16 protein-coding genes and 1 pseudogene are annotated in these 22045 nt (G+C 67.3%); 7 read left to right on the top strand and 10 right to left on the bottom strand.

Features of this window, described 5'->3' with window-relative positions:
* Window positions 1-271: 271 nt before the first annotated feature.
* Both ACH4SP_RS05375 and ACH4SP_RS05370 read right to left on the bottom strand, forming a co-directional pair.
* The gene (locus tag ACH4SP_RS05375; protein WP_398409438.1) at window positions 272-496 is read right to left on the bottom strand and encodes a hypothetical protein; all 225 of its coding nucleotides are present in this window, start codon (window positions 494-496) and stop codon (window positions 272-274) included.
* 1310 nt (window positions 497-1806) lie between these two features.
* Window positions 1807-2544 (bottom strand): class I SAM-dependent methyltransferase, encoded by a 738-nt coding sequence (locus ACH4SP_RS05370; protein WP_398409436.1) that lies wholly within the window; start codon window positions 2542-2544, stop codon window positions 1807-1809.
* Window positions 2545-2618: 74 nt separating this feature from the next.
* Between ACH4SP_RS05370 and ACH4SP_RS05365 the strand changes: the two genes are divergently transcribed.
* Together ACH4SP_RS05365 and ACH4SP_RS05360 are read left to right on the top strand one after the other, a co-directional pair.
* Entirely contained in the window at window positions 2619-5225 is a 2607-nt protein-coding gene (locus ACH4SP_RS05365) for a Helicase associated domain protein (protein ID WP_398409434.1), read from the top strand.
* Window positions 5226-5419: 194 nt separating this feature from the next.
* The gene (locus tag ACH4SP_RS05360) at window positions 5420-5752 is read left to right on the top strand and encodes a hypothetical protein (RefSeq protein ID WP_398409432.1); all 333 of its coding nucleotides are present in this window, start codon (window positions 5420-5422) and stop codon (window positions 5750-5752) included.
* A gap of 150 nt (window positions 5753-5902) precedes the next feature.
* Here ACH4SP_RS05360 and ACH4SP_RS05355 read toward each other — a convergent pair whose 3' ends face one another.
* The 3 genes from ACH4SP_RS05355 to ACH4SP_RS05345 all read right to left on the bottom strand — a co-directional run bounded on the left by ACH4SP_RS05355 (window position 5903) and on the right by ACH4SP_RS05345 (window position 10114).
* Window positions 5903-6466: a DUF6262 family protein gene (locus tag ACH4SP_RS05355; protein ID WP_398409430.1), complete on the bottom strand. Its 564-nt coding sequence runs from the start codon at window positions 6464-6466 to the stop codon at window positions 5903-5905.
* Window positions 6463-8196, bottom strand: coding sequence for a tyrosine-type recombinase/integrase (locus ACH4SP_RS05350; protein ID WP_398409428.1), 1734 nt, complete (start codon window positions 8194-8196; stop codon window positions 6463-6465). Before ACH4SP_RS05350 ends, ACH4SP_RS05355 begins: the two co-directional genes overlap by 4 nt.
* A gap of 760 nt (window positions 8197-8956) precedes the next feature.
* A complete protein-coding gene (locus ACH4SP_RS05345; protein WP_398409426.1) occupies window positions 8957-10114 on the bottom strand; it encodes a tyrosine-type recombinase/integrase in 1158 nt (385 codons plus the stop codon).
* A gap of 139 nt (window positions 10115-10253) precedes the next feature.
* On the opposite strand from ACH4SP_RS05345, the gene ACH4SP_RS05340 reads away from it, so the two are divergent.
* The 3 genes from ACH4SP_RS05340 (at window position 10254) to ACH4SP_RS05330 (ending at window position 14196) form a co-directional block, all read left to right on the top strand.
* Window positions 10254-11468, top strand: a complete 1215-nt coding sequence (locus ACH4SP_RS05340; protein ID WP_398409424.1) for a helicase associated domain-containing protein — start codon at window positions 10254-10256, stop codon at window positions 11466-11468.
* Complete coding sequence (locus ACH4SP_RS05335) at window positions 11465-11914, top strand: hypothetical protein (protein ID WP_398409422.1); 450 nt, start codon at window positions 11465-11467, stop codon at window positions 11912-11914. The genes ACH4SP_RS05340 and ACH4SP_RS05335 overlap by 4 nt, the downstream gene beginning before the upstream one ends.
* A gap of 74 nt (window positions 11915-11988) precedes the next feature.
* Window positions 11989-14196: a tetratricopeptide repeat protein gene (locus ACH4SP_RS05330; protein ID WP_398409420.1), complete on the top strand. Its 2208-nt coding sequence runs from the start codon at window positions 11989-11991 to the stop codon at window positions 14194-14196.
* A 786-nt stretch (window positions 14197-14982) separates the two neighbouring features.
* Here the strand turns inward: ACH4SP_RS05330 and ACH4SP_RS05325 are convergent.
* The 3 genes and pseudogenes from ACH4SP_RS05325 to ACH4SP_RS05315 all read right to left on the bottom strand — a co-directional run bounded on the left by ACH4SP_RS05325 (window position 14983) and on the right by ACH4SP_RS05315 (window position 17250).
* A complete protein-coding gene (locus tag ACH4SP_RS05325) occupies window positions 14983-16191 on the bottom strand; it encodes an ISL3 family transposase (protein WP_398409418.1) in 1209 nt (402 codons plus the stop codon).
* Between the two features lie 196 nt (window positions 16192-16387).
* Window positions 16388-16504: pseudogene (locus ACH4SP_RS05320) on the bottom strand (hypothetical protein); the annotation flags it as partial.
* Between the two features lie 206 nt (window positions 16505-16710).
* Window positions 16711-17250, bottom strand: a complete 540-nt coding sequence (locus tag ACH4SP_RS05315) for a GNAT family N-acetyltransferase (protein WP_398409415.1) — start codon at window positions 17248-17250, stop codon at window positions 16711-16713.
* 417 nt (window positions 17251-17667) lie between these two features.
* On the opposite strand from ACH4SP_RS05315, the gene ACH4SP_RS05310 reads away from it, so the two are divergent.
* Window positions 17668-18858 carry an IS110 family transposase gene (locus ACH4SP_RS05310; RefSeq protein WP_398409412.1) on the top strand — a complete coding sequence of 397 codons (1191 nt, stop codon included), beginning with the start codon at window positions 17668-17670 and terminating at the stop codon, window positions 18856-18858.
* A 299-nt stretch (window positions 18859-19157) separates the two neighbouring features.
* A complete protein-coding gene (locus ACH4SP_RS05305) occupies window positions 19158-19928 on the top strand; it encodes a transposase family protein (RefSeq protein WP_398409410.1) in 771 nt (256 codons plus the stop codon).
* A gap of 155 nt (window positions 19929-20083) precedes the next feature.
* On the opposite strand, the gene ACH4SP_RS05300 is transcribed toward ACH4SP_RS05305, so the two are convergent.
* Complete coding sequence (locus ACH4SP_RS05300; RefSeq protein ID WP_398409555.1) at window positions 20084-21319, bottom strand: IS701 family transposase; 1236 nt, start codon at window positions 21317-21319, stop codon at window positions 20084-20086.
* 230 nt (window positions 21320-21549) lie between these two features.
* The gene (locus ACH4SP_RS05295) at window positions 21550-21915 is read right to left on the bottom strand and encodes a VOC family protein (protein WP_398409408.1); all 366 of its coding nucleotides are present in this window, start codon (window positions 21913-21915) and stop codon (window positions 21550-21552) included.
* Between the last annotated feature and the right edge of the window lie 130 nt (window positions 21916-22045).

Here is a 22045-nt window from a genome sequence, read left to right as displayed (position 1 = left end):
CGCGCGGTTCGCTCCGCGAACACGACGCGCCGCCGCTACGCGGCGGAAGAAACACCGCGCTCCGCACGGTGATCGGTGGCTGCGCCACACGAATCCGGGCCACTCCGTGGCCCGGGCCGGCGGCTCCGCCGTCGGCGGGCCCGATCGCTCCGCGATCCGGCCACGGGCCACGCTCCGCGCGGCCCGAACTACTCGCAGCAACGGGGTGGGGGTGGGCTCCTTCCGAGCCCACCCCCACTGAATGGGAGCCTGCGAGATTCGCCCCGAGGGGCTACTCGGGCTGTGTGACGGTCAGCCCCCAACGGATGTTCTCGTCCGAGGCATCCACTCCTACGGTGAAGGACCCGAACTTCATCACGCCCGCAGGCAACGTGACCGAACCTACGCCCGCACTGCCTGCGGGACAGTCCACGGTGAAGTCCGCGAGCTGCGACTCCTGTGCCATCGTCACCCGAACGTTGCCGCCCCCTTCACAAGCCACCGTCAGGATCGTCACCAGGCCCTCCCCGGCCCCAGAAACAACACCCCCGTCCCCCGTTCTCTCATCCACCCACACCAGACCATCCGGCCCAGGGTGAGGAAGGAGAGGCCCCGTCGCCGCAACAGCAGGCCCCGCGCCCAGCCCTGCCAGACCGCACGCCGCCAACATCGCCACAACCGTGGTCCTTCTCGCGCTCATCATGTCTACTCCCCAGTCAACTGTTCGATGAGCCACGCACGGTACCCGGCACGGAGCACTGCGTGCAGCGATACGGGTTGCCGGTCCACTCCGTGGCCCTGCAGTGCAGCATTCGCCGCACTCATCTGGGCCGCTCCGCGCCCCGGTGCCGACGCTTCGCTCCGGCGGGCCCGATCGTTCCGCGATCCGGCCTTGCGGCCCCTGCTTCGCAGTGACCTTGGCTGGCTATGGGGTCGGAGCGGGGCTGCTGTCTCCTGCGGACCGAATGGGGGTCAGGAGGAGTGGACCGGTGCCAATTCTGGTCCGGGGTGTCGTTCGAACCAGGCCCGGAATCGGCTGCTGCCCGGTGGGTGAGGTTTCGCCGTAGAAGACCCGCCCCCTCCGCGCTAACCCTTGAAAGGATTGTGCGTCAAACTTCTGTACCAGGGTAGGCTATGGGATGAGCAGCCACCCCTGGCACGTCGCTGAGGGACTGGGAAAAGAGACTCGGTGAGTGGCTTGTAAAGCGCCCGGATAAATCCTCTTCAGGATCTCGTGGTGGCCACCATAACCGAATTCTGTACGCCCCGGGATGCCGTCCCGATCAATCCGTCGAATGCAGGTCGTGAAAGGACTGGTCATGTCAGGGAATCCGCTGTTCCCGCACCAGAAGGAGGCGGTCGACGAATCCCGCAGGGCCCGGAGGGCGTTCCCGGTGCTGGCCACATCGCGGCAGCAGCTGCTCCCCGCCAGCTCGCGTCGGGCTGGGTGATCGCCTTACGCGCCCGCATCCGTGACGGCGGGGGTACGGCGATCAGCCCAACCCTGGAGAAGAAGGGCGGCCGGCTCCCCTCCAGTCCCCATGGAGCTATGCCGCCCGCAACCGGTGACAGCGAACCCCACAGGCAGCTCCAACCACACGATCCGGCTCCATCACGGCTTCCGCGCCGATGCCCTGGTGATCTCTAGCCCATCCGGCCGTACGTGGATGTCGTCGAGCACGCCACAAACGGGGCAGCTGAGGTCTAACGGCCGCTCCCTGCCCGTACGGACCACACGCGGTCCTGGAGACGACTCATCTGCGGGCTTGCGGCAGTCGGCTGGGGCGGGGTCGGTCCCCGCCCTATGAGCGCCCCGGACGGGGAGCATTAGGAAGCCTCCAGGACGAAGAACAGGAAGCACATGAACCTCTTCCGGGCTGCGGGATCGTCGGGGAACGCCTTCGCGGCGCCCGGAGCAGGGGGTGGTTCGCTGATGACTGAGATCCGGAATCCGGCTGCGGTGAAGGCATCCGTCATGGCGTGCAGCGGGCGGTGCCAGTTGGTCAGGACGGCTTTCTGGCCGGCGAAGTCGCAGTCGTAGGACCACTGCACGGTCTCGAAGTAGTCCTTGTCCTGGTGAAGAAGCGTGTAGACCGAGGGGTGGTTGACGGACGCGATCAGCCGGCCGCCGGGCTTCAGGACGCGCCGCAGTTCGGCCAGCGGCGCCGTCCAGTCCTCCAGGTAGTGGAGCACCAGGGGGGCGACGACGTCATCGAAGGAACTGTCGGGGAACGGCAGCGGGTCGGCCAGGTCTCCGTGGTGCAGGGCGGCATCGGGTCCGAGCCTCCTCCGGGCCAGTTTCAGCATCCCCGCGCTGGCGTCGAAGCCGGTCACGGTCGCGCCCCGGTCACGCAGCGCCGCGAACACGGGGCCGGCCCCGCAGCCGACGTCGAGGACCCGCCGTCCGGCCACGTCCCCGGCCAGGTCCAGGATCGCGGGCCGGTTGTAGTAGGCGTTGAGGAGGCTCGTCTCGTTCTCGGCCTCGTAGGCCTCGGCGAAGCCGTCGTAGTCGTTGGCCGCGAACTCGCGTGTCGGCCCGGCAGGGCTCTCAGGTGTGGCAGGCATGTGCCTCAGCGTGGCACGGGCAGCTTCGACTCCCCCGGGCTGGGACAGAGCCGTGACAATTCGAGGGAGCTCGAATGCAGGTCGTGAAGGGACTGGTCATGTCAGGGAATCCGCTGTTCCCGCACCAGAAGGAGGCGGTCGACGCCGTGCTGCGGGCCCTCCAGGTGCCCGCCGACGGTGTGATGCCGTCCGAGGGCTTGCGGACGCAGGTGATCGCGGCGACCGCGACCGGCAAGACCCGCATCGCCGCTGCGGTGGCTCAACAGCTGCGCGCGCTCCGGGTGTTGGTGCTGGTGCCGTCGCTCGATCTGCTGGTGCAGACGGCGAAGGCGTGGCGGGCCGCGGGCCGTACGGGGGCGATGGTGGGCGCGTGCTCGCTGCCGGCCTCGAAGTCCGAAGGCGTGCCCTGCACGACCGATGCCGCTGAGCTGGCGGGATGGGTGCATTCGCTGGATCAGGTCACGGTGCTGGCCACGTACCACTCGCTCGGCAACGGGGTCCTGGAGCAGGCGCACAAGCTCGGCATCGGGCCTTGGAGCTTGATCATTGTGGACGAGGCGCACCGCACCAGCGGTGACGGCCTGAAGCCGTGGGCGGCCGTGCACGACCAGGCCCGGATCCCTGCGGAGCGCCGGGTGTACATGACGGCGACCCCTCGGGTGTGGGAGACCACCCAGGATGCGCAGCGGGCGGGGCGGACGGCTCCGCGTTTGGTCGCAAGTATGGAGCCGGACTCCTCGATCTTCGGTCCTGTGTGCTTCGAGCTGCCGCTCTCGGAGGCGGTGAGCAAGGGTTTGGTAGCGCCTTTTCAGGTCGTGGTGGTCAACGTGGACGGCCCGGAGCTGCGCATCGCGCTGGAGGAGGCCGAGAGCGGGTCGGATGCCCTGCGCGGGGCGCGCCTGGCGGCGTTGCAGACGGGGCTGGTGAAGGCTGCCGCGAAGCATCAGATGCGGAAGGTGCTGACCTTCCACAGCCGCACGGCGGACGCCGAGGCCATGGCGGGCGGGCTCGTCGACGTCGCGCGGCGGCTCTGGGAGGACGACCCGGAGATGTTCCATGCGCCGGAGCGGGTGTGGGTGGACTGGCTGTACGGCGACCACGACCCCGGTCACCGGCGTGCCGTGCTGGAGGAGTTCGGGGCCGACGTCATCGAGGACGAGAAGGGGATGCATCCGGCGGCATTGCGGGTGGTCTCTTCCGTTCGCGTGATCGCAGAAGGCGTCGACACCGTGAATTGTGATTCTGTCGCCTTCTGTGACACGCGGGGCTCGATGGTCGACATCGTTCAAGTGGTAGGACGCGCCCTCCGGCTGCGTCCCGGGAAAGAGAAACTGGCCAGTCTGGTCGTTTTTGTATTCACTCCTGAGGGTGAGAACTCCGAGGGAAAGCTGTCCTCTAGGGGCCACGAGCCGCTCGCAAAGATCTTGTCTGCTCTCCGCGCCTACGACTCGCGTGTGGTGGAAGCGCTCGCTGATCCCCGTGTGCGCAGCGGGAGTTGGGAGGAGACCGAGGCTGATGAGGCGGATGGTGCGGACGCCGAGGGAGAGGAGCAGGAGCAGCAGGGGCGTGACGGACCGGCGGTGAGTGCGCCGACGCGGGAGGTGTTGCGGTTCGCCGAGCCGTGGGATCCCGCCGAGCTCGCCCGATTCGTGCGGCTGCGGGTCATCGAGCCGGAGAACGAGTACTGGCGGCGCGGCATCGAGGCGTCCGTGCAGTACCGGGCCGAAGTCGGCGGCGACGAGCTCCTGGTGCCGTACGCCTTCGTCACCCCGGAAGACTGGACTCCTGCGGGGTATCCGCTGGGGGTCTGGCACGCCGATCAACGCCGGTACTACCGGGCGGGGAAGCTCGATGGCGCCCGTGTCGCCGAGCTCGACGAGCTCGGGATGGTGTGGAACCCTCTGGAACGGACGGAGGCGTTCGAGGGGTGGCTGGAGTGTGCGCGCAGCTGGACAGAGGTGCACGGGCATTTCCTGCCGCCTGCGGGGGCGGTGTGGGAGGGACGGCAGCTCGGGGCGTGGGCGAAGAACATGCGCAAGGCCGCCAAGACCGCGGACACGCTCACTGAACGGCGTGAGGCCGGCCTTCCTGTCGGGTCGGAGGCCGGGGCGCTGTCCGAGGGACGGCGCGACGCACTCGACGAGATCGACCCCGGCTGGTACCCGGCATGGAACAGCGGGTGGCAGCGGCGTCTCCGGCTTACCCAGCAGCACCTGAAGGACGGCGGGGCCGTTCCCACGAGGCCGGGTGAACTGGTTGTCCAGGGTGAGGACTTGGGGAAGTGGGTACAGGCGTGCCGTCTCGGCTGGGACGAGCTGACGTTGGTGCAGCATTACCTCCTGGAGCACGCCCTCGGACTCGAACCCGCCACCGAGGACGAGCGGCCGGTGAAGCGTACGCAGGGCGACAAGTGGATGCTCAACCTGCGGGCAGCAAGGGCGTTCCACGCCCGTGAGGGGCATCTGAACGTGCCTCGCAAGCACGTGGAGCAGCTGGAGCCGCACGACGGCCCGGGAGGTGCTCAGAACGGTGCTGATCGCGAGGGGGTGAGCGTGAAACTGGGGATGGTCCTCGACAATATCCGTAAGCGGGCCGGCAAGCTCACCGACGAGCGGTGGGCGGCACTCGACCAGTTGGGCATGCGCTGGGCGGCAGGCACCACCAGGAGAAACACGCAGTGAGGACGGGCACCACGCGGGGTCCGTTCCGTTGAGGATGGTCGGGGCCGGCGGTCTCGTGGCGGTCTGTCGTTCCGGCGGTGGCGGCTCAACTGCCGTTTGGTGGGCTGTTGTAGACGTGTCACGGGTGCGTGGGGATGATCCGTACGGAGGGCTTCGGTCGTGCTCTCCGTATCGGGTCCAGCACGGGAGGGTTCATGGCGTTCATCCCGCTCGTCGCGTTCGTTGTCGTTCTCGTGGCGTGGGGAGGGCCGGTGGTTCTCCTGTTCGCGGAGCGCACCCGGTTCCTCGCGCCCTGGATTCTGGTTTTCGCCGTGTCGGGTACTGGTGCCGCGTATGTCCTGGGCGGTGCCGAGGAGGGCGCCGCGGTGGGCATTCTGAGTGCTCCCAGTGTTGTGGCCGTACTCATCTATCTGCTGTTGTGCTGGGGCTTCCGCTCGCGGGTGCACCTGGCACCGCACCGGCGGACGGCAAGCGGACGAGCACCTCGCGGGCCGCACGGCAGTCCCACTCCCACGAAGGACGCCTGACTACACCCCACAAGCGTGTAGGCGCCTGGGGTGCGGCGGGGAGCGCTCAGCACAGAGCGGCGGACGGGTCTCGATCAGCTCAGCGAGCGGTTGTGAGGCATCTGGTCGGTGGTGTGCCGGGGGGACGGCGTGATCTTGCAAGCCGGGCTGTTACTGATTGGTGTTCTCCTTTCGGATCATCCTTCGCAGGCTTGTCCGTGCTGCGGCCAAGTCTGTTTCGAGCTCCGTGACGCGAGTACGGAGGGTTTGGTTTTCCTGGGTGGCGCGCTGGAGTGTGTCTTCGAGCCGCTGGTTGTCTTGGGTGAGTTCATCGACGCGGTCGCTCAGGTGTTTTGTGCCCATCGTGTCGAGTTGGTGCCCGAGTTGGTGCTGCAGGGCGTGGTGGATGCGCTCTTTGCCGTGTCGGAGGGTCTGGATCTCCTGACGGGCCAGGTGGAGCTCTGTGCGCAGGGTGGCGGTAGTGGACCGGCGGGGATCGGTTGGCGAGGGGATGGCGGGCTGCTGCCGCTTTTGAGCGGCTTCGATGTGTTCACGGATACCTGCGGCGTAGGTGAGCCAGGTCGAGACACCGGCTGTGCGGGCGACTGCCGCGAAGGTGACCTTCTCGCCCTGCTGCTCGAGGGATACGAGTGCGGTGAGGGCGCGTTGGCGCTTGTCGAGGCTGTCGCGTTGGCGCGCCTGGGCGAGGGTGTGCGGATTGCCGCGGGGGTTCATGGGCGGGAGTTCTTGGCGGTGGGGGTGAGGGGCAGGAGGGTGTGGGAATTGCCGGCTCGGGCTTTGCGCAGCACGGTGCTGGCCTCCTCGATGTCCGCCCGCTCTGCGGTGGGGAGGGAGGCAAGGCGGCGGCGCATGCGATCGACGACCTGTTCGAAGGCGGTTATCTGGGCGCTGAGGGCGGTGATGACGAACTCTGCGGCGTCCATGGCCTTGGCGGTTTCGCGGTCGGCGCGCAGTTCATTGATGTGCTGCTCGATTGCCGGGAGGTAGGAGGGGTCGGGCCGGTAGAAGCCGCAGCCGGCGCACTGGAAGCGGATCGGGCAGGAGTTGCCTCCGCTTTTGACGTTGCTGGGTTCGGTGCACCCGCCGTAGGGGACGGCTACTGCGCGCAGTTCGTAGGTGGTGTCGGAGCAGGGGGTGGGCTGGCCGCGGTGGTCGAGGACGTGGGCGGCGAGCTTGGTGACGGCTTCGCGCTTTCGTTTGAGGGAGACCGTGTAGTAGCGCTGTGTGGTCCGGACGGACTTGTGGTCCATCAGTTCGCACAGGACGTCGAGGGGGGTTCCGGCGTCGGCGTGCCGTTGTGCGTAGGAGTGGCGGAAGGCGTAGGCGTGGATGAGTGAACGGTCGAAGGGCAGGGGTTCGCCGTTGGGGCCCGCGCCTTCTGTGTGGAGTTGGGGGATGGAGCTCACCCAGTGGCGCAGGGTTTCACCGAGATAGGTGGTGTGCAGGTGGCCAGGGGCGGCCAGGGGTGTCAGCGCAGGGAAGAGGTGGTCTGCGCCTGCGGGCGGCAGGGTGGGGTGGAGCTGGTCCCTGCGGGTCTGCCAGGTGCGGACGGTGTGGGCGGTGGCTGCGGTGATGGGCAGGCGTCTGCGGTATCGGCGGGTCTTGTGGTTGTTCCAGACCAGGGAGATCTGATCGTTGCGGGTTTCGAGACAGTCGCGGGGCAGCGAGACAATCTCGTTGGGGCGTCGGCCGGTGTCTCTGAGCAGGGTGTACAGGGTGCGGTACATCAGTTGCAGGTCTGCGGTGGTGAGGGTGCGGCGCCCTCGGGCCCGGCCTTGGCCGAGGAGGTCGAGGTGGGTGTCGAGCTGGCGGATCACGGGCTCCGGGACTGCTTTGCCGATCTCGTCCTCGTTGGCTTCCTCCTGCGCGATGCGGTGGGTGCTGGGGTCGCGGACAAAGGCGGCGGAGAGGTTGGTGGTCGTACCGGAGCGGCGGCCGTAGTCGATCAGGGTGAAGAAGTGGCTCGCGATGGAGGTGCGGTAGCTCGAGCCGGCGGGCTGGCCGTCGAGTTTGAGTGCGGTGCGAAATGCTTCGACCACTGCGGTGACGTCGTCGTAGCACAGTGCGGAGGGGTCGTCCGTTCCCGGGCGGTGGCGGAGAGCGCGGGCGGCCAGCTCGACACCGCGCAGTGTGCGGGCGAAGGCGTCTGCGTCGGGGCGTTGTTGGACTGTCCAGGTGTGCAGCAGGTGGCGCAGCCATCGTGGGCTGATGGTGCGCAGGTCGACGGTCTTGGAACGTTTGATGCCTGCTGGTGAGCGGGCGCGCTGGCCCAGGGCTCGCAGGTCCAGGACGTCGTGCGCTGCTGGTGCTGTGCCGGTGTGGTGGGCGAGGCCGGCTTGGACCGCGGTGCGTACGCGGCCGAGCATCCGCAGGACTGCAGGGGTGGAGCGGGGGCAGAGCGGGTGGTTGGGGAGCTCGCGGGTGAGGGTGGTGGCACCGGTCAAGTCCCGGACCATGCGGCGGACTTGGCATGGTTCGAAGATGCGCAGCCACGGATCGGCCTGTTGGAGTCCGTAGAGGATCTCCTGGCGCAGCGGTGCGGGCAGGGGCAGGAGGCTGAATTGGTGGGGTGCCAGGTAGGGGGCTGCCGGGCTGCCCAGTCGGCCAGGGGCGTGGTGGGGGCGGTGCGGCGGTGTTCCCGGAACTTCAGGGTGTGGTGTCGGCACAGGCCCTTGGAGTACTCGGCGGGTAGCGGGCATGCCAGCACAGGACATGCCGGGACGTCGGTGTAGGGGGTGGCGAGGGCGTGCCAGTCCTTGGGGTCGTGTCTCTTGCCGTAGGCGTTTCTTTGTGCGTAGTGAAGGCTGCACAGGTCCTTGCAGTGGCGGGGGCGCACGCAGCGCTGTCCGTCCCGTGTGACGGAGCAGGGTGGTCTGGGCTGGCTGATGTATGCCTGGGTGCGTATGGGTTCGAATGTGCGGGCGAACTCTTCGTCGGGCAGCGGTGACCGTTTCTGTGCCTCCTTACACATGGGGCAGTAGCTGTTCGTGGGTGACACCACCGTGGCGCACGCCTTGGTGCGGCACAGGGATACGGATGTGCGCGGCTCCTTGGGGTTTCCGGTGAACAGCCAGTACTGCTGCTGCCACTCGGTCGGCCGCCAGTCGGGGGTGGTGTGGTCGTCGAGCCAGTGCAGCCATGCCGTGTGGTCCGGTGCGGGTACGGGGGCTGCCGGGTCGGGCGGCGGGACGAGAGACGGGGTGCTCACGGTCGCTCCCGCAGCGAGGCGACGTGCTCGACGGCCGCGCGGGCTTCGGCGTCATCGACGTGGCGGTAGGACTCCATCGACAGCGGGGAGGCGTGGCCCAGCAGTCGTTGCACCACGTCCCGGTCGACGCCGTCGCGTAGCCATCGCGTCGCCGCGGAGTGCCGCAGCATGTGCGGGCGGCAGGCGTGCTCGACCGCAGCGGCCAGGCGGTCGAAGGTCTCCTTGGTGTTGGAGTAGGACATGGCCTGGCCGAACGGCGGGCGGAACAGGTTCACGAACACCATCGGTGAGTCGGCGGCCTGGGGTTCCTGGTCGCGTTCGTACTGGTAGTCGGTGTAGAGCGCGACGAGGTCGGCGGTGACGGGCACGTAGCGGGAGAAGCGGGATTTCGCCAGGGCGCGGTTGGGGTTGTCGGTGCGGCGGTGGACGTGGACATGGGGGCCTTGGGTGCCGCACCCGGCGGTGCGGGAGGAGGTGAGCAGGTGCATGTCGGCGCGGTGCAGGCCGAGCGCTTCGCCGATCCGGAGCCCGGTGCATGCCATCAGCGCGATCAGGAACCGGTCCCTCGCCCGTGGGGTGAGGGCGATCATGCGGCGGATCTGTTCCGGGCTGAGGTCCTGGTAGCCGGTCTCGGTGCTCTTGAAGCGGAACGCGGCTGCCTGGATCTGGTGCAGCCGGCCTGACTCGCCCGTGTCGTAGCCGGGCGGGGTGAAGCGCAGGAGTTTGGGCTGCGTGAGCAGCGCGGTCGTGGCGGCCGGTACGAGGCCGTGCGCGGCACCGTGCCGGAGGAACTCCCCCACCACGGTCATGACTGCGTTCGCCGTCGGGCGCGAGCGGTAGCGGGCGGGGTCCGGTCCTGGGTGTGCGGTGCGTGAGGGCAGGGGGGTCTCGATGAGCCACTGTTGCAGGGAGGTCAGTCCGGTGAAGCCGGGAACTGCCCATCGCAGGCGGTGCATACGGCAGTAGTTCAGGTACAGGGCCAGGCGCCCGGCGTAGGCGCGCTCGGTGTTCGGTGAACAGCCCCGGGAGCGCAGCGAGGCGAGGTAGGCCACGGCCTCGTGCTGCAGGTCGTAGGTCCGGGCGTCGACAACGACCCAGCGCACCGTACCTGTTGCGGGGGATATCGCCCGTTCTGCCGTATAGATGTGCTCCACGTGCCGAACGTAACCAAGGACAGGGTGGGGCGGGAGCAGTTCCGTGGAAACCCTCACATCGCCAGGTCGCAGACGTACCAAACAGAACTCACCTCACATCCACCTGCAGATAAGAGCGCTGCGTGCGTACGACTCGCGTGTGGTGGAAGCGCTCGCTGATCCCCGTGTGCGCAGCGGGAGTTGGAAGGACGAGGAAGCTGCTGAGGCGGGCGGTACGGACACCGAGGACCAGGAGCAGCCGGGAGAGGCGCAGGGTCCGAGCGCGCCCGCGCGGGAGCTCCTGAAGTTCTCCACGCCGCGTGATCCGACGGAGGTGGCGCGGTTCGTGGCGCTGCGGGTACTGCACCCGGAGACCGACTACTGGCGCAGCGGGCTCGAGGCGTCTGTGCAGTACGCGAAGGAGGTCGCGGAGAACGGGGAGTTGAAGGTCCCGTATGACTTCCTCACGCCCTCGGACTGGACGCCGGGCGGGTTCCCGCTGGGGACCTGGCTGAAGAAGCAGCGCAAGGACTACCGGGCCGGTGACCTCGCGGCGGAGCGGGTGCGGGAGCTGGAGGAGCTCGGGGTGGTGTGGGCGCACCAGGACCATGCCTTCGAGGAAGGCCTCACCGCCGCCCGCCGCTGGGCTGCCGAGCACGGGCATTTCCTGCCGCCGGCCACTGCGGTGTGGGACGGGTATCCGGTCGGCGTGTGGGCGAAGAATCTGCGGACGGCGGCCCGGCTGGCAGATGCGCGCGCGGAGCAGTTGGAGGCTGGGCTGCCCGAGGGGTCTGCCACGGGCGGGCTGTCGCCAGAGCGGCGGGACGCCCTTGATGAGATCGACCCCGGGTGGTCACCGGTCTGGGACGCGGGATGGCAGCGCTGCATGAGGTTGGTGCAGAACCACCTGGAGAACGGCGGCAGCATGCCGATGGAGGCCGGTGAGGTCGTCGTCCAGGGCGAGGACCTCGGACGGTGGGTGCAGGGCTGCCGGTTCGGATGGGACGCGCTGCTGCCCGTGCAGCGGTGGCTCCTGGAGAACGCGCTCGGGCTGGAGCCGGCTGAGGAGTCGGAGCGGCCGGTGAAGCGAACCCAGGACGACAAGTGGATGCTCAACCTCGCGGCAGCAAAGGCGTTCCACGCCCGTGGGGGACACCTTCAGGTGCCGAGGAAGCACGTGGAGTCCGTGGAGCCACACGACGGGTTCGGCGGCGCTCAGAGCGGCGCTGACGGCCTTGAGGAGGTGGACGTGAAACTGGGGATGGTCTTGGACAACATCCGTAAGCGGGCAGACAAGCTCAGCGCCGAACGCCGGGCCGAGCTGGACGCGTTGGGGATGCGGTGGACAACGGTGAAGAAGGCGGCGGCGCGATGAGCACGGATGCGGACACGAGCGGTCCGGTGGACCGGGCAGCAGAGGAAGTGCGGGAGGGAGCTGCGGACAGAGTGCTCGCGGTCGCGGTGCGGTCGTACGCCGCGTTCGCGGTCCACGTGCGCTTCGACGACACCATGACCGAGGAAGTCCTGCCCGTCCTGTGGTCCGTGCTCACCGAGGAGGAATGCGCGGCATCCCCGGCCCGGCTGGAGGAGTTCGTGAACACCCACCGCGAGCGGCTGGTGCGGCTGTACACGGAGTACGGACCGCAGTCCGCGATCGCGAAGCACGGGCGGCACGAGCTGCTCGCGCATCCGGTGTCGCTGATCGCACTGGAACGGTTGTCGACGGCCCGCTTCGCTCTGGCCATGAGGTGGAACGGGAAGCTGCCGGACCGGTGGCTGAACGACGTCAGCGCTACCTGGGGCATCGGCGAGGTGCTGTGAACGAGATGGCGGTTATCCATTCGCGGAGTTGGTTGGTTCGACGAGGCTGCTGTCCGTCGTAGCTCTAAGGTCTGGTGACACGGCATTACGAGAAGGACCACCCGGGGGGCGGTATGGCGGGACGTCGGCTGTCACGGCAGGAAGTCAATCGACGGCGCGATCGGGCCGGGTTCGTCGGACGCCGGGGTGAGCTGGCGGTGTTCCGGGATACCTTCGTGCGGAATCCGGAGGACGTGGACTTTCCGTACCTGTTCCATGTGCACGGTAACGGTGGGGTGGGGAAGTCGACACTGGTGCGGCAGTGGGAAACCACTGCACGGGAGAAGGCTGCGGCGGTCACGGCGCTGCTGGACGACGAGGTGCGCGATCCGCTGGAGGCGATGCAGGCGGTGAGCGTTCGGCTGGGTCGTCAAGGGCACCCGCTGAAGCGGTTCGACAAGCAAATGGTGGCGTACCGTCAGCGTCGGCACCAGGCGGAGAACGCTGTGCCTGCCGCTGCGGCGGGCCCCGGAGAGCCGGCCCTGGCCGAGCCGACGCCGGCGTCTGCCTCCAGCACGGTGGCGGCCCAGGTGGGTCTCGTCGGGCTGGGGATGTTGCCGGGAGTGGGGCCCTTCGTTGGGGCAGTTGATCCCCAGCAGCTCGCGCTGAGCGCGGATCGGTTGCGGGGCACGCTGAACATGCGGCTGCGCAGTCATGACGATGTGCAGTTGGTGCTGAACCCGGTGGAGAGTCTCATGCCGGTCTTCCTTGAGGACCTGGCCGAGGTCGCCCAGCGCTGTGAGCGCGTGGTGTTGTTCTTCGATGTGTACGAACGCACGGGACCAGTCCTCGATGCCTGGCTGCAGGACATCATCTTCGGCGAAGGCCATGAAGGGCTGCCGGTCAACGTGCAGATCGTTCTCTCCGGCCGACCGCGACTGGATCCCCGCAGCTGGGGCGATCGGCTGGGCGAGGTCACCGAAGTGGGTTTGGACGTCTTCACACCGGAGGAAGCCCGCACGCTGCTCGCCACACACGGCGTCACCGAGGAATCCACCGTCGAGCTGATCCTGCGCCTGTCCGGGCGGTTGCCTCTACTGGTCGACATGCTCGCCCGGAGCAACACCAGCACCCGCAGAACCCTCGAAGACCCTTCCGAGACTGCGGTCGAACGCTTCCTCAAATGGGAACCCCACACGCACCGTCGTGAAGCAGCCCTCAACTGTGCGCTGCCCCTGCAACTGAACGAGGACATATACCGCGCCATCGCCCCGGAAGCCGCGACGGAGGACTACCCCTGGCTACGAGGCCAGGCCTTCATCTCCCGCCAAGGCGGCAGTTGCCGCTATCACGACCTGGTCCGCACGACCATGCTGCGCCTCAAGCGCACCCAGTCCCCCACTCTGTGGGAACAACAGCACACCCATCTCGCGGAGGCCTCCGCCCGGTGGAGGTCGGCCATCGAACCGGGATTGGGCACCGAAGCCGAGGAGTACTGGGACGACGACGCCTGGCGCGAAGCCCGGCTCAACGAGACCTACCACCGCTTGTGTGCCGCTCCCCGCGTTTCCCTGCCGGACGCACTCCTGCAGAGCGTCCATGCCGCCGACCACGACGTAACCACCCTGCGCCGGATCGCCCAGATCCTCACCCAGGCCGGGAACGACTCTGGCACCAGCTCTCTCACGGCGTTCGGACAGAACCTCGAAGCCGTCGCAGAGCAGGACGACAAGGCCACCATCAGGGCTCTGACGTTGCTCCTGGACGCGTCGAAACTTAGCACCGAAGCCCGCGCACTGGCCCACACAGCCCGCGGCCGCGACCACCGCATGGCCGGCGCCTATGACCGCGCCCTAAGCGACTACGCAGCTGCCCTCAAGATCTCCCCCGAGTCAGCACGCGTCTACTCGGGGCTCGGGGAAACCTACCGGCTCATGGGCCGGCATGACGAAGCCGTCAACAACTACAGCCGCGCCATCGAACTCAGCCCCGATGACTCCTGGCCTGTCGGGCGCCGGGGGGAGGCCTACCAGCGTCTGGGCCGGTACGACGACGCCCTCACCGACCTCAACCACGCCATCGAACTCAACCCCCAAGCAGCCTGGGCCATCTTCTTCCGCGGGCAGACCTACCAGCTCATGGGCCGCTACGAGGAAGCCCTCACCGACCTCACCCACGCCATCGAACTCGACCCCCAATCCGCCTGGGCCCTCAGGTCCCGCGGGCAGACCTACCAGCTCATGGGCCGGTACCACGACGCCCTCACCGACCTGAACCGGGCTGTCGATCTCGCCCCCAAGTAGCCTCGTCCATCGCATACCAAACGATGGTTCATCTACTCCAAGGCAACAACAGCGAAGCCCTCGCTAGCAGCGTCCGTGCCGTCGAGCTGGACCCCCAAGAGGGTTGGTTGCAGTACCTGCACGGCCTTGCCTTACTGAAGGAGGGCAGGGGAGGTGCAGACGCCTGCTTCCACCGAGCCGTACAAGCGTTTACCTCGACGACGTCCGAAGGCGGCCATGCGGCGGCCAACGCCCACGCAAATCTTCTGCTGGTCCAGTGCGCACTTCTCGATTGGGACAGCGCCACAGAGCAGCTTGAGGCCTTCCTTGGTGGCTTTCCTCCTCACGGTCTCCTCCGAGAAGCACAGACGGATCTAGATCACCTGCAGCAGATACTGCCCCAGACGAGGGCGGGGATCGCTCCGCTCCGCCAGCGCGTACAGGAGGCGTGGAACCAGCACACGTGAAAAAGCCCCGCCCCTGTGCAGGAGCTGCACCGCCAAAGGAACCGGCGGCCCTGAGCGGATGGCTGCCGCAACCCCGCAGCCGGTCAGGTCACTTGCTCTCCCCAGACCCCGGTTGCGAGTGGCCGCCGAAATCGAGGCGGCCACCGGTACAGCATCTCCGATCGCCAGGCACGCAGGTCCCCGTGAGCGCGGCGTGCCGGGTGGTTGCGGCCAGGTGGCTTCGGTCACGTTCAGCGACAGCGTTTATCGACGAGTTTCAACAGCGATCGGCAGTCGGCGGGTTCTCGGATGTTCACGAGAATCGGCTCTGGTCCACTTCGTGTGGAGTAGTGACTGCCCGTCACGCCAACAGGACTCGTTTGCGGAGGAGTTCGAATCCCGCGCGGCCGAACATCTGGCGCTTGAGCATCTTGATCCGGTTGACGTGTCCTTCAACAACGCCAGAGTTCCAGGGAAGTGAGAGGCCGGCGATAACGGCGTCGAGGTCTCGTTCGAGGTGCTGGGCGAAGCGGTGAAGGCTGGGCAGATCAGTGGTGGCGGTGGCTGCTTCGATCCATGCGGGCAGATGGTCGCCTTGCAGGTTGGCGAGCATGTGGGCGAAGGAGCGTACGTGTTGGGCGAGAGTACTCAGTTCAGGGGAGTTGGTGAGAACGGCCTTGAGCTGGAGCCGCTCACTCTCGCGTAGTGCGTCGGGGTGGGTGAGAAGCCAGCGAGTAACGGCGCGGGCCGATGGTGGTCGCGGGCCGACAGATTGAGGCTTGCCGCGCAGGGTTCTGCTGACGTAGGCCCGGACGGTGTTGTAGCCGCGTGGGTAGCCCTGGTCTTTGATCTCCTCCCACAGTTTCCAGGCGTTGGTGCAGCCTTCCTGCCATCGCTGATCGAGGTAGGGCTTGAAGTCGTCGAGCCTGGTGGCACGGCCTTGCCACTGGCCGGTGAACATGTCCTCGGGTGTCGTGGCGCGGGAGAAGCGCATGATGGTGTTGAGGGTCATGCCGAGCTGACGGGCAACGGATCGCTTGCTGTGACCGGCCGCCAGGAGAGCGTGGATGGTGGCGTGCTTGGCGCGGGTGCGTTCGGCGAACCGGTGCCCTGTCGGCCAGGGCGACAAGGTGGCTGGCCTTTCCGCATCGTGAGATCTCGCAAGCTGTGTCGGTATGGGTCGCAAGCAGCCGCGGTGCCGGTAGATGCACTTTTCGGCTGCTTCACCCAGGTTGTGCCAGAGATGCCACCGGTCGGCGACCTGGAGGGCCTGCGGAGCACCGCGGGTGGCGCCTTCGGCGAAGAAGGTGGCCCGGTCACGGCAGATGATCTCGATGCCGGGCCGCTCGGCGAGCCAGGCGGCGAGCGTGTCTGCCTCGCGGTCGGGAAGGAGGTCGACCGGCCGACGGGTTTCCACGTCGATGAGCACGGTTCCGTAGATGCGGCCCTTGCGCTGGGCGTATTCGTCCACGCCGACCACACGGGGTGCGGCGCTGGAAGGATCGGGAAGCGAGGTGATCAGCCGCAGCAGGGTGTTCCTGCTGACGGGGACCTGGAAGGCATCCGTCATGCGGGCGCCGGCCCGGGCCTGCAAGTGCGAGACCGATCGCCACCAGCGTCGATCGCAGCCGCTCAGTCCTTCTCCCGAACCTGCGGGTGAGTCCTGGTACTTGCTCGGCGAAGGTCCTGCGCGGGCAGGAGTCCTTCGCGCAGGAGAACCGGCGCACCCGTAACGACACCACGACGGCCTTGCCCGCCGCCGGAAGGTCACGAGGGAACCGCAGGTAGGAGCCGTGTATTCGATCTGACCAGCACCCGCACCCCGGGCATGCCGCCCGTCGTGAAGTCGCCCGAGCTCCAACCAGGACGATGGTGCCGGTCACCTCAACCGACTCCACCAGAACACCCTCAACCGAGGTAAACAGCAGCTCATGCAGCTGCGGCAGCACTTCGTTCACGGCAAAGGACTGTCGACCACGCCACACTCCACCCGGGCGATTTTCAGGCGAACTCAACCGCCCGCACACGCAGATCGGCCGTCACGCTGCGTACGCGACTATGCGAAGAGACCAGAGCCCTGCATCCGGGATCAGTTCTTCGTGCAAGCGAACACGACCATCGTGTGGTGGCCTTCTGCGCTTGCCTCAACCCGGCTGTCGATCCTCTGGAATTGACACTTCTCGGCCACCCTGACCGAGGCCGTGTTCTCCGCGGCGGCCTCAAGCAGGATCCGGGTCAACCCAAGGTCGTACAGGGCCCATGCCACGACCAATTGCACGGCCCGTGGGGCGATGCCCCGGCCGCGATGGGCAGGGAACACGCTGTAAGCGATGGTTGCCACGTCATCGGTCTGGAACTGCAGGTTGATGATCCCGGTGGGTTCTTCTGTCATGGCGTCGGCGATCACCAGTGGCGCCGCCTGTCCGGTTCGCCAGGCTTCCTCGACCTGGGACATGCTCGTGCTGCGAGCAGCCTCATCCATGGGTGTGTCGTCGAGCCATCGACGCGTCTCGGAGTCATGGCTTGCCGCCCCGATCGCATGCAGATCCGACTCACGCCGGAACCTCACGGCGACCACCCCGTCCGCGAGCGGCTCCGACAACGGTTCGATCGGCCTCAAGCGCCCCATGCGGTGACCCTACCCGTCTTGCAAGATCCAGACGAAGCCTACGAAACACTTCCGGAGTGGGCTTGTTCATAGGCACCCAAACGCCAGATGTTCGGCCGCGCGGGATTCGAACTCCTCCGCAAACGACTCCTGTTGGCGTGACGGACAGTCACTACTCCACACGGAGTGGGCCAGAGCCCACTCAGACCTCCCTACGTTGTCCTGCGGGAGGCGGTGAGCCCTTCGTATGGTTCATCCACCCAGGGGTGCCGGGTGTGGCTTTCAGACCTCTGCCGCTTGTGGCTTCTGTGGATTGGCCGCCCGACGCCCCACGACGACTCGGCTGCTAATTTAGGAATTGCGAATGATCGCTCTGTAGGGAATCGACGGCGAAGTCGTCTGTGGGGACACCATCAGCACACCGCACGGAGGCACCACATGGCCGCGATCTGGGCCGGTATTGACGCAGGCAAGACCCACCACCACTGCGTCGCGATCGACGAGAGCGGCCGCCGACTGCTGTCCCGACGCGTCGCCAACGACGAACCCGAACTCCTGCAACTCCTCGCCGACGTCCTGGCCCTGGACGACAAGGTGACCTGGGGCATTGACCTAGCCGATGGCGGAGCCGCCCTCGCTATAGCGATCCTCATCAACCACGACCAGCCGGTCCTCTACCTCTCCGGCCGAGCCATCCACCGCGCCTCCGAGGGCTACCGCGGCGAAGGCAAGACCGATGCCAAAGACGCCGCCGTCATCGCCGATCAGGCCCGCGTCCGCCGCGACCTGCACCTCATACGCAGCGGCGACACGACCGTAACCGACCTCAAGATCCTCACAGGCCGTCGCATGGACCTCGTCGCCGACCGCACCCGCACCGTCAACCGCCTGCGGGCCCAGCTCACCGGCATCTTCCCCGGACTGGAGCGTGAGCTCGACGTCACCAAGGTCGGACCGCTCGTCCTGCTGACCGGCTATCAAACGCCGGCCGCCCTCCGCCGGATTGGCCGCAAAAGGCTGGCGGCGTGGCTGCGCAACCGCCACGTCCTTCGCGCCGACCAGCTGGCTGAGACTGCCTTCGAGGCTGCTGAGCGCCAGCAGACCAGCCTGCCGGGCGAAAAGCTGACCGCCCGGATGGTGCATACGCTGGCGGCGGAGGTGATGGGCCTCAACCAGCAGGTCGCCAAGATCGACAAGCTCATCGAGGCCCGGTTTCGCGAGCACCACGACTTCGAAGTGATCACGAGCATGCCCGGCCTCGGCGTCATCCTCGGCGCCGAGTTCCTGGCCGCGACCGGTGGTGACATGAGCGCCTTCGGCACCCCCGACCGGCTCGCCGGCTTTGGCGGTGTCGCCCCAGCACCGCGAGATTCCGGGAAGATCAGCGGCAACCTACGGCGCCCCCAGCGATACAACCGCAGACTCCAACGCGTCTTCTACATCTCCGCCTTGTTCAGCATCAGAAGGTGCGAGGAGTCCCGCCGGTTCTACGACCGCAAACGCGCCGAAGGCAAGCGCCATACCCAGGCCGTCCTCGCTCTCGCTCGCCGCCGAGTCAACGTTCTCTGGGCTCTCCTGCGCGACGGACGGTGCTACGGGCTCACGCCGCCGACGGCCTTCGCTGCTTGACAGAACGCATTAGGAATCCACAGCCAACGGGTCGATGATCCGGATCGACACGCTGTGCGGACGCATGGAGCTGCCGACCACCTACCGGCTGAGCCGTTTCGTGACGGACCCCGCGCGGGAGTCCGGGCACGAGCACTCTGATCATTGATCTTGCGGCAGGTCAGGGTGAGTTGGCGGATGCGGCGTGGGAGCGGATAGAGCACCTGTTGCCGCGGGTGGATGGGCGTGGCCGTCCGTGGCGTTTGTCAGACACCCCTAAAAGTTGTTGCAGAAGTCCTCGGTGCGGGCATCTGCCTTGTATGCGTGGGGTGTTGCGGGCTGAGGCGTTGTGGGTGGAGACCTTCACCGGGCTGCGGATGGACCGGTTCGTGAAGCTGGTGAAGGTGGTGCGGGAACGCGGTGGCAACGGTCCTGGCGGAGGCCGGCCGTGGGCCCTGCCGTTGGCCGAGCGGGTGCTGGTGGTGGCGGTCTACTACCGCACCAATCTCACGATGCGCCAGCTCGCCCCGCTCTTCGGCGTCTGCCCGGCCACCGTCTGCCGGGTCATCCACCGGCTGCGCCCGCTGCTGGCCCTGGAGCCGGCCCCGCATCCGGTGACTGATACCGACCGGCTGTGGATCGTGGACGGCACCCTGGTCCCGGTCCGTGACCGGGGCGTGGGCGCGTCCTCGCGGAACTACCGGTTCTCGGCGAACGTGCAGGTCATCATCGACGCCGACACCCGCCTGGTGATCGCCACCGCCCGCCCAGTACCGGGCAACAAGGCCGACGCCCACGCCTGGCGCGAGTCCGGCCTGCCCGCAATAAGCGCGGGCGTCACCGTCCTCGCGGACGGCGCCTGCTGGGGCACCGGCCTGGTAGTCCCGCACCGCAAACGGGCCAAGCGCCCGCTGCTGCGCGGCCAGGAGGAGGACAACGCCGCGCACCGCAAGGTGCGCGCCCGGGTCGAGCACACCTTCGCCCGGATGAAGAACTGGAAGATCCTCCGCGACTGCCGCCAGAAAGGTCCCGGTCTTCACCACGCCGTCCAGGCCGTCGCCACCCTGCACAACCTCGCCCTCACCGGATGAAAACCGCAGGCCAGAACCGCCCAACACCCGCCTGCACCCACCCTTGTGCAACAACTTTTAGTACTCCAGTTAGAAATCGTTGCCTGAGCTGGTTCTTCTTCGGTAGTGGCAGCGGCGGGCTGTGGCTTGGTGTCGTCTGCGCCAGAGGGACCAGTTCAGGGCATGCGCAACAGGTCCGAGGCGGGGTGTGGGGCGGGGCAACAGAGCGTCCAGGAGTCGGCGGACTTCTGCCACGGTGAAGCGGATGGTGCTGGTGGGGTCGTTTCTGCGGCCCCCCTTTCAGTGGTCTGGGCTGCGACGGCGGCCAGGAACGCGTGGGCGAGCATGGCCAGGGTGATGTGCCGGTACCAGCCCGGATAGCGGCGGACCTCGTACTGGTCGAGGCCGCATTCGTTCTTCGCTGCCTGGAAGGCTTCCTCGATCGCCCAGCGCACCCCGGCGATCCGGATCAGTTCGGCGACGAGGGTGCCGTTCGGTGCATAAGCGAGGTAGTAGGCGATCTCGCCGGGTCGGGCCAGGCTGCGGCGGGCCAGCACCCACCGCTGATGGGTGGGCCGGTCGCCGTCGAAGACATCGATCACCGGCAGACGGGCGGCTGCCCAGTCGTAAGTACGCGGGCCTTTGGCACCGTCGCCGCAGGAACGTCGTTCCCACGCCTCGTCGGGGGCGTCGGCGATGGCCTGGTCGATACGGCCGAAGGGAGCGTGCAGCTGCTGGGACTTCGGCACGGCCAGGACGTAGCCGACACCGGCTTCCTCCAGGGTGCGGCGCATGCGCCATTCCTGTCCATAGGCGCAGTCGCCCGTGACCCAGGCGATCGGGAGGGGCGAAGCAAGAGCCCGCAGGATCATCGCTCGGGCCAGTTCTCCCTTGGTCGCGAAGCAACGACTGTCAGGGACTTTCGCCGCCCGGCACCGGTCCGCCTCCGTGGTCCAGGACTTGGGCAGGTAGAGCTCTCGGTCCACCAGAGCCCTTCCCCTTGAGGAGGCATACGCGGCGAAGACCCCGATCTGGCAGTTCTCGGTGCGGCCGGCCGTGCCCGAGTACTGCCGCTGCACGCCGGCAGAGGTGGTGCCCTTCTTCAGGAAGCCGGTGTCGTCGACGATCAGAACCCCCTCCGGGGTGCCGAGCCGCTCGGCAACGTAATGCTGCAGATCGTCCCGGACTGCGTCAGCGTCCCAGGAGGCACCATTCAGCAGATGCTGGAAGCCAGCCGGTCCACGGTGACCTGCGTACTCGGCCAGCTGCCAGCCGTTTTTCCGCTCCACCGGAGCCAGCAGACCACGCACGTAGTCCCGCATCCGCCACCGCAGATCCGCCCGCGAGAACCGGCCCGCCACAAGGGCGAAAAACGACTCCAACTCCCCAGCCCACCGGTCAGCTTCGTCCATCCCCACCATGCCTGAACCAACGAGGCCGACCAGCTCAGGCAACGATTTCTAACTGGAGTATTAGGCCGAACTCTCACCTTGTAGCAGCCAGTTAGTCATCCCATGACAGCCCAGATCCAGCACGCCATGCCGCCCATAGTGCAGGCCAGCAGGCCATCCACCACATCAAGACTCACTGCCGACCAACCCACCGCCACAACACCGACCATTCACACATGGATACCGCCTGTTCAGGAGCTTTCGACGAGAATGAGGCTGTTGCCGTCCGGGTCACGCACAGCAAACATCGGCGGCGCCGCGGGCCCCATCCGCAGGACCTCCGCATCCGCATCGACGCCGCGTGCGACCAAATCCGCGTGATCGGTGTCGGCATCCCGGGTCGACAGACGGATACCGGCCGGGACCCCTCCGGGAACGAGCGCGATGGTCGTCGACGCCCCGGGCGGTGCCACCTCGATCCAGCGCCCGTCGCCGAACGGTACGTCCCGACGTACTTCGAAACCGAGCTTGTCGACGTAGAACTCGATTGCTTTCTGCTGGTCGGTGACGTGAATCCCGACCGTGGCCACCTGCGTGATGCGCGTGGTCCTGCTCATTCCGTGCCTCCGCTTCTTGGTGTTCACCAGTAGGACGGAGGCGGGCGCGAAAACTCATCGCTGGCCACCAAGATCGGCCAGACAGGACTCAGCAACAGGGCGAACGTTGCCCGATACGGCGAGGTGTCTC

The sequence above is a fragment of the Streptomyces sp. NPDC021093 genome (assembly GCF_044333135.1).
In the GTDB taxonomy this organism is placed as follows: domain Bacteria; phylum Actinomycetota; class Actinomycetes; order Streptomycetales; family Streptomycetaceae; genus Streptomyces.
This window is presented reverse-complemented; position numbering and strand designations above follow the sequence as displayed.

Excerpts from the sequence above, each read along its gene's own strand:
- ACH4SP_RS05370 (WP_398409436.1), bottom strand. The coding sequence starts at position 2,544 with ATGCCTGCCACACCTGAGAGCCCTGCCGGGCCGACACGCGAGTTCGCG.
- ACH4SP_RS05335 (WP_398409422.1), top strand. The coding sequence starts at position 11,465 with ATGAGCACGGATGCGGACACGAGCGGTCCGGTGGACCGGGCAGCAGAG.
- ACH4SP_RS05305 (WP_398409410.1), top strand. The coding sequence starts at position 19,158 with ATGCGTGGGGTGTTGCGGGCTGAGGCGTTGTGGGTGGAGACCTTCACC.
- ACH4SP_RS05365 (WP_398409434.1), top strand. The coding sequence starts at position 2,619 with ATGCAGGTCGTGAAGGGACTGGTCATGTCAGGGAATCCGCTGTTCCCG.
- ACH4SP_RS05315 (WP_398409415.1), bottom strand. The coding sequence starts at position 17,250 with ATGGGGCGCTTGAGGCCGATCGAACCGTTGTCGGAGCCGCTCGCGGAC.
- ACH4SP_RS05355 (WP_398409430.1), bottom strand. The coding sequence starts at position 6,466 with ATGAACCCCCGCGGCAATCCGCACACCCTCGCCCAGGCGCGCCAACGC.
- ACH4SP_RS05310 (WP_398409412.1), top strand. The coding sequence starts at position 17,668 with ATGGCCGCGATCTGGGCCGGTATTGACGCAGGCAAGACCCACCACCAC.
- ACH4SP_RS05325 (WP_398409418.1), bottom strand. The coding sequence starts at position 16,191 with ATGACGGATGCCTTCCAGGTCCCCGTCAGCAGGAACACCCTGCTGCGG.
- ACH4SP_RS05295 (WP_398409408.1), bottom strand. The coding sequence starts at position 21,915 with ATGAGCAGGACCACGCGCATCACGCAGGTGGCCACGGTCGGGATTCAC.
- ACH4SP_RS05300 (WP_398409555.1), bottom strand. The coding sequence starts at position 21,319 with ATGGACGAAGCTGACCGGTGGGCTGGGGAGTTGGAGTCGTTTTTCGCC.
- ACH4SP_RS05360 (WP_398409432.1), top strand. The coding sequence starts at position 5,420 with ATGGCGTTCATCCCGCTCGTCGCGTTCGTTGTCGTTCTCGTGGCGTGG.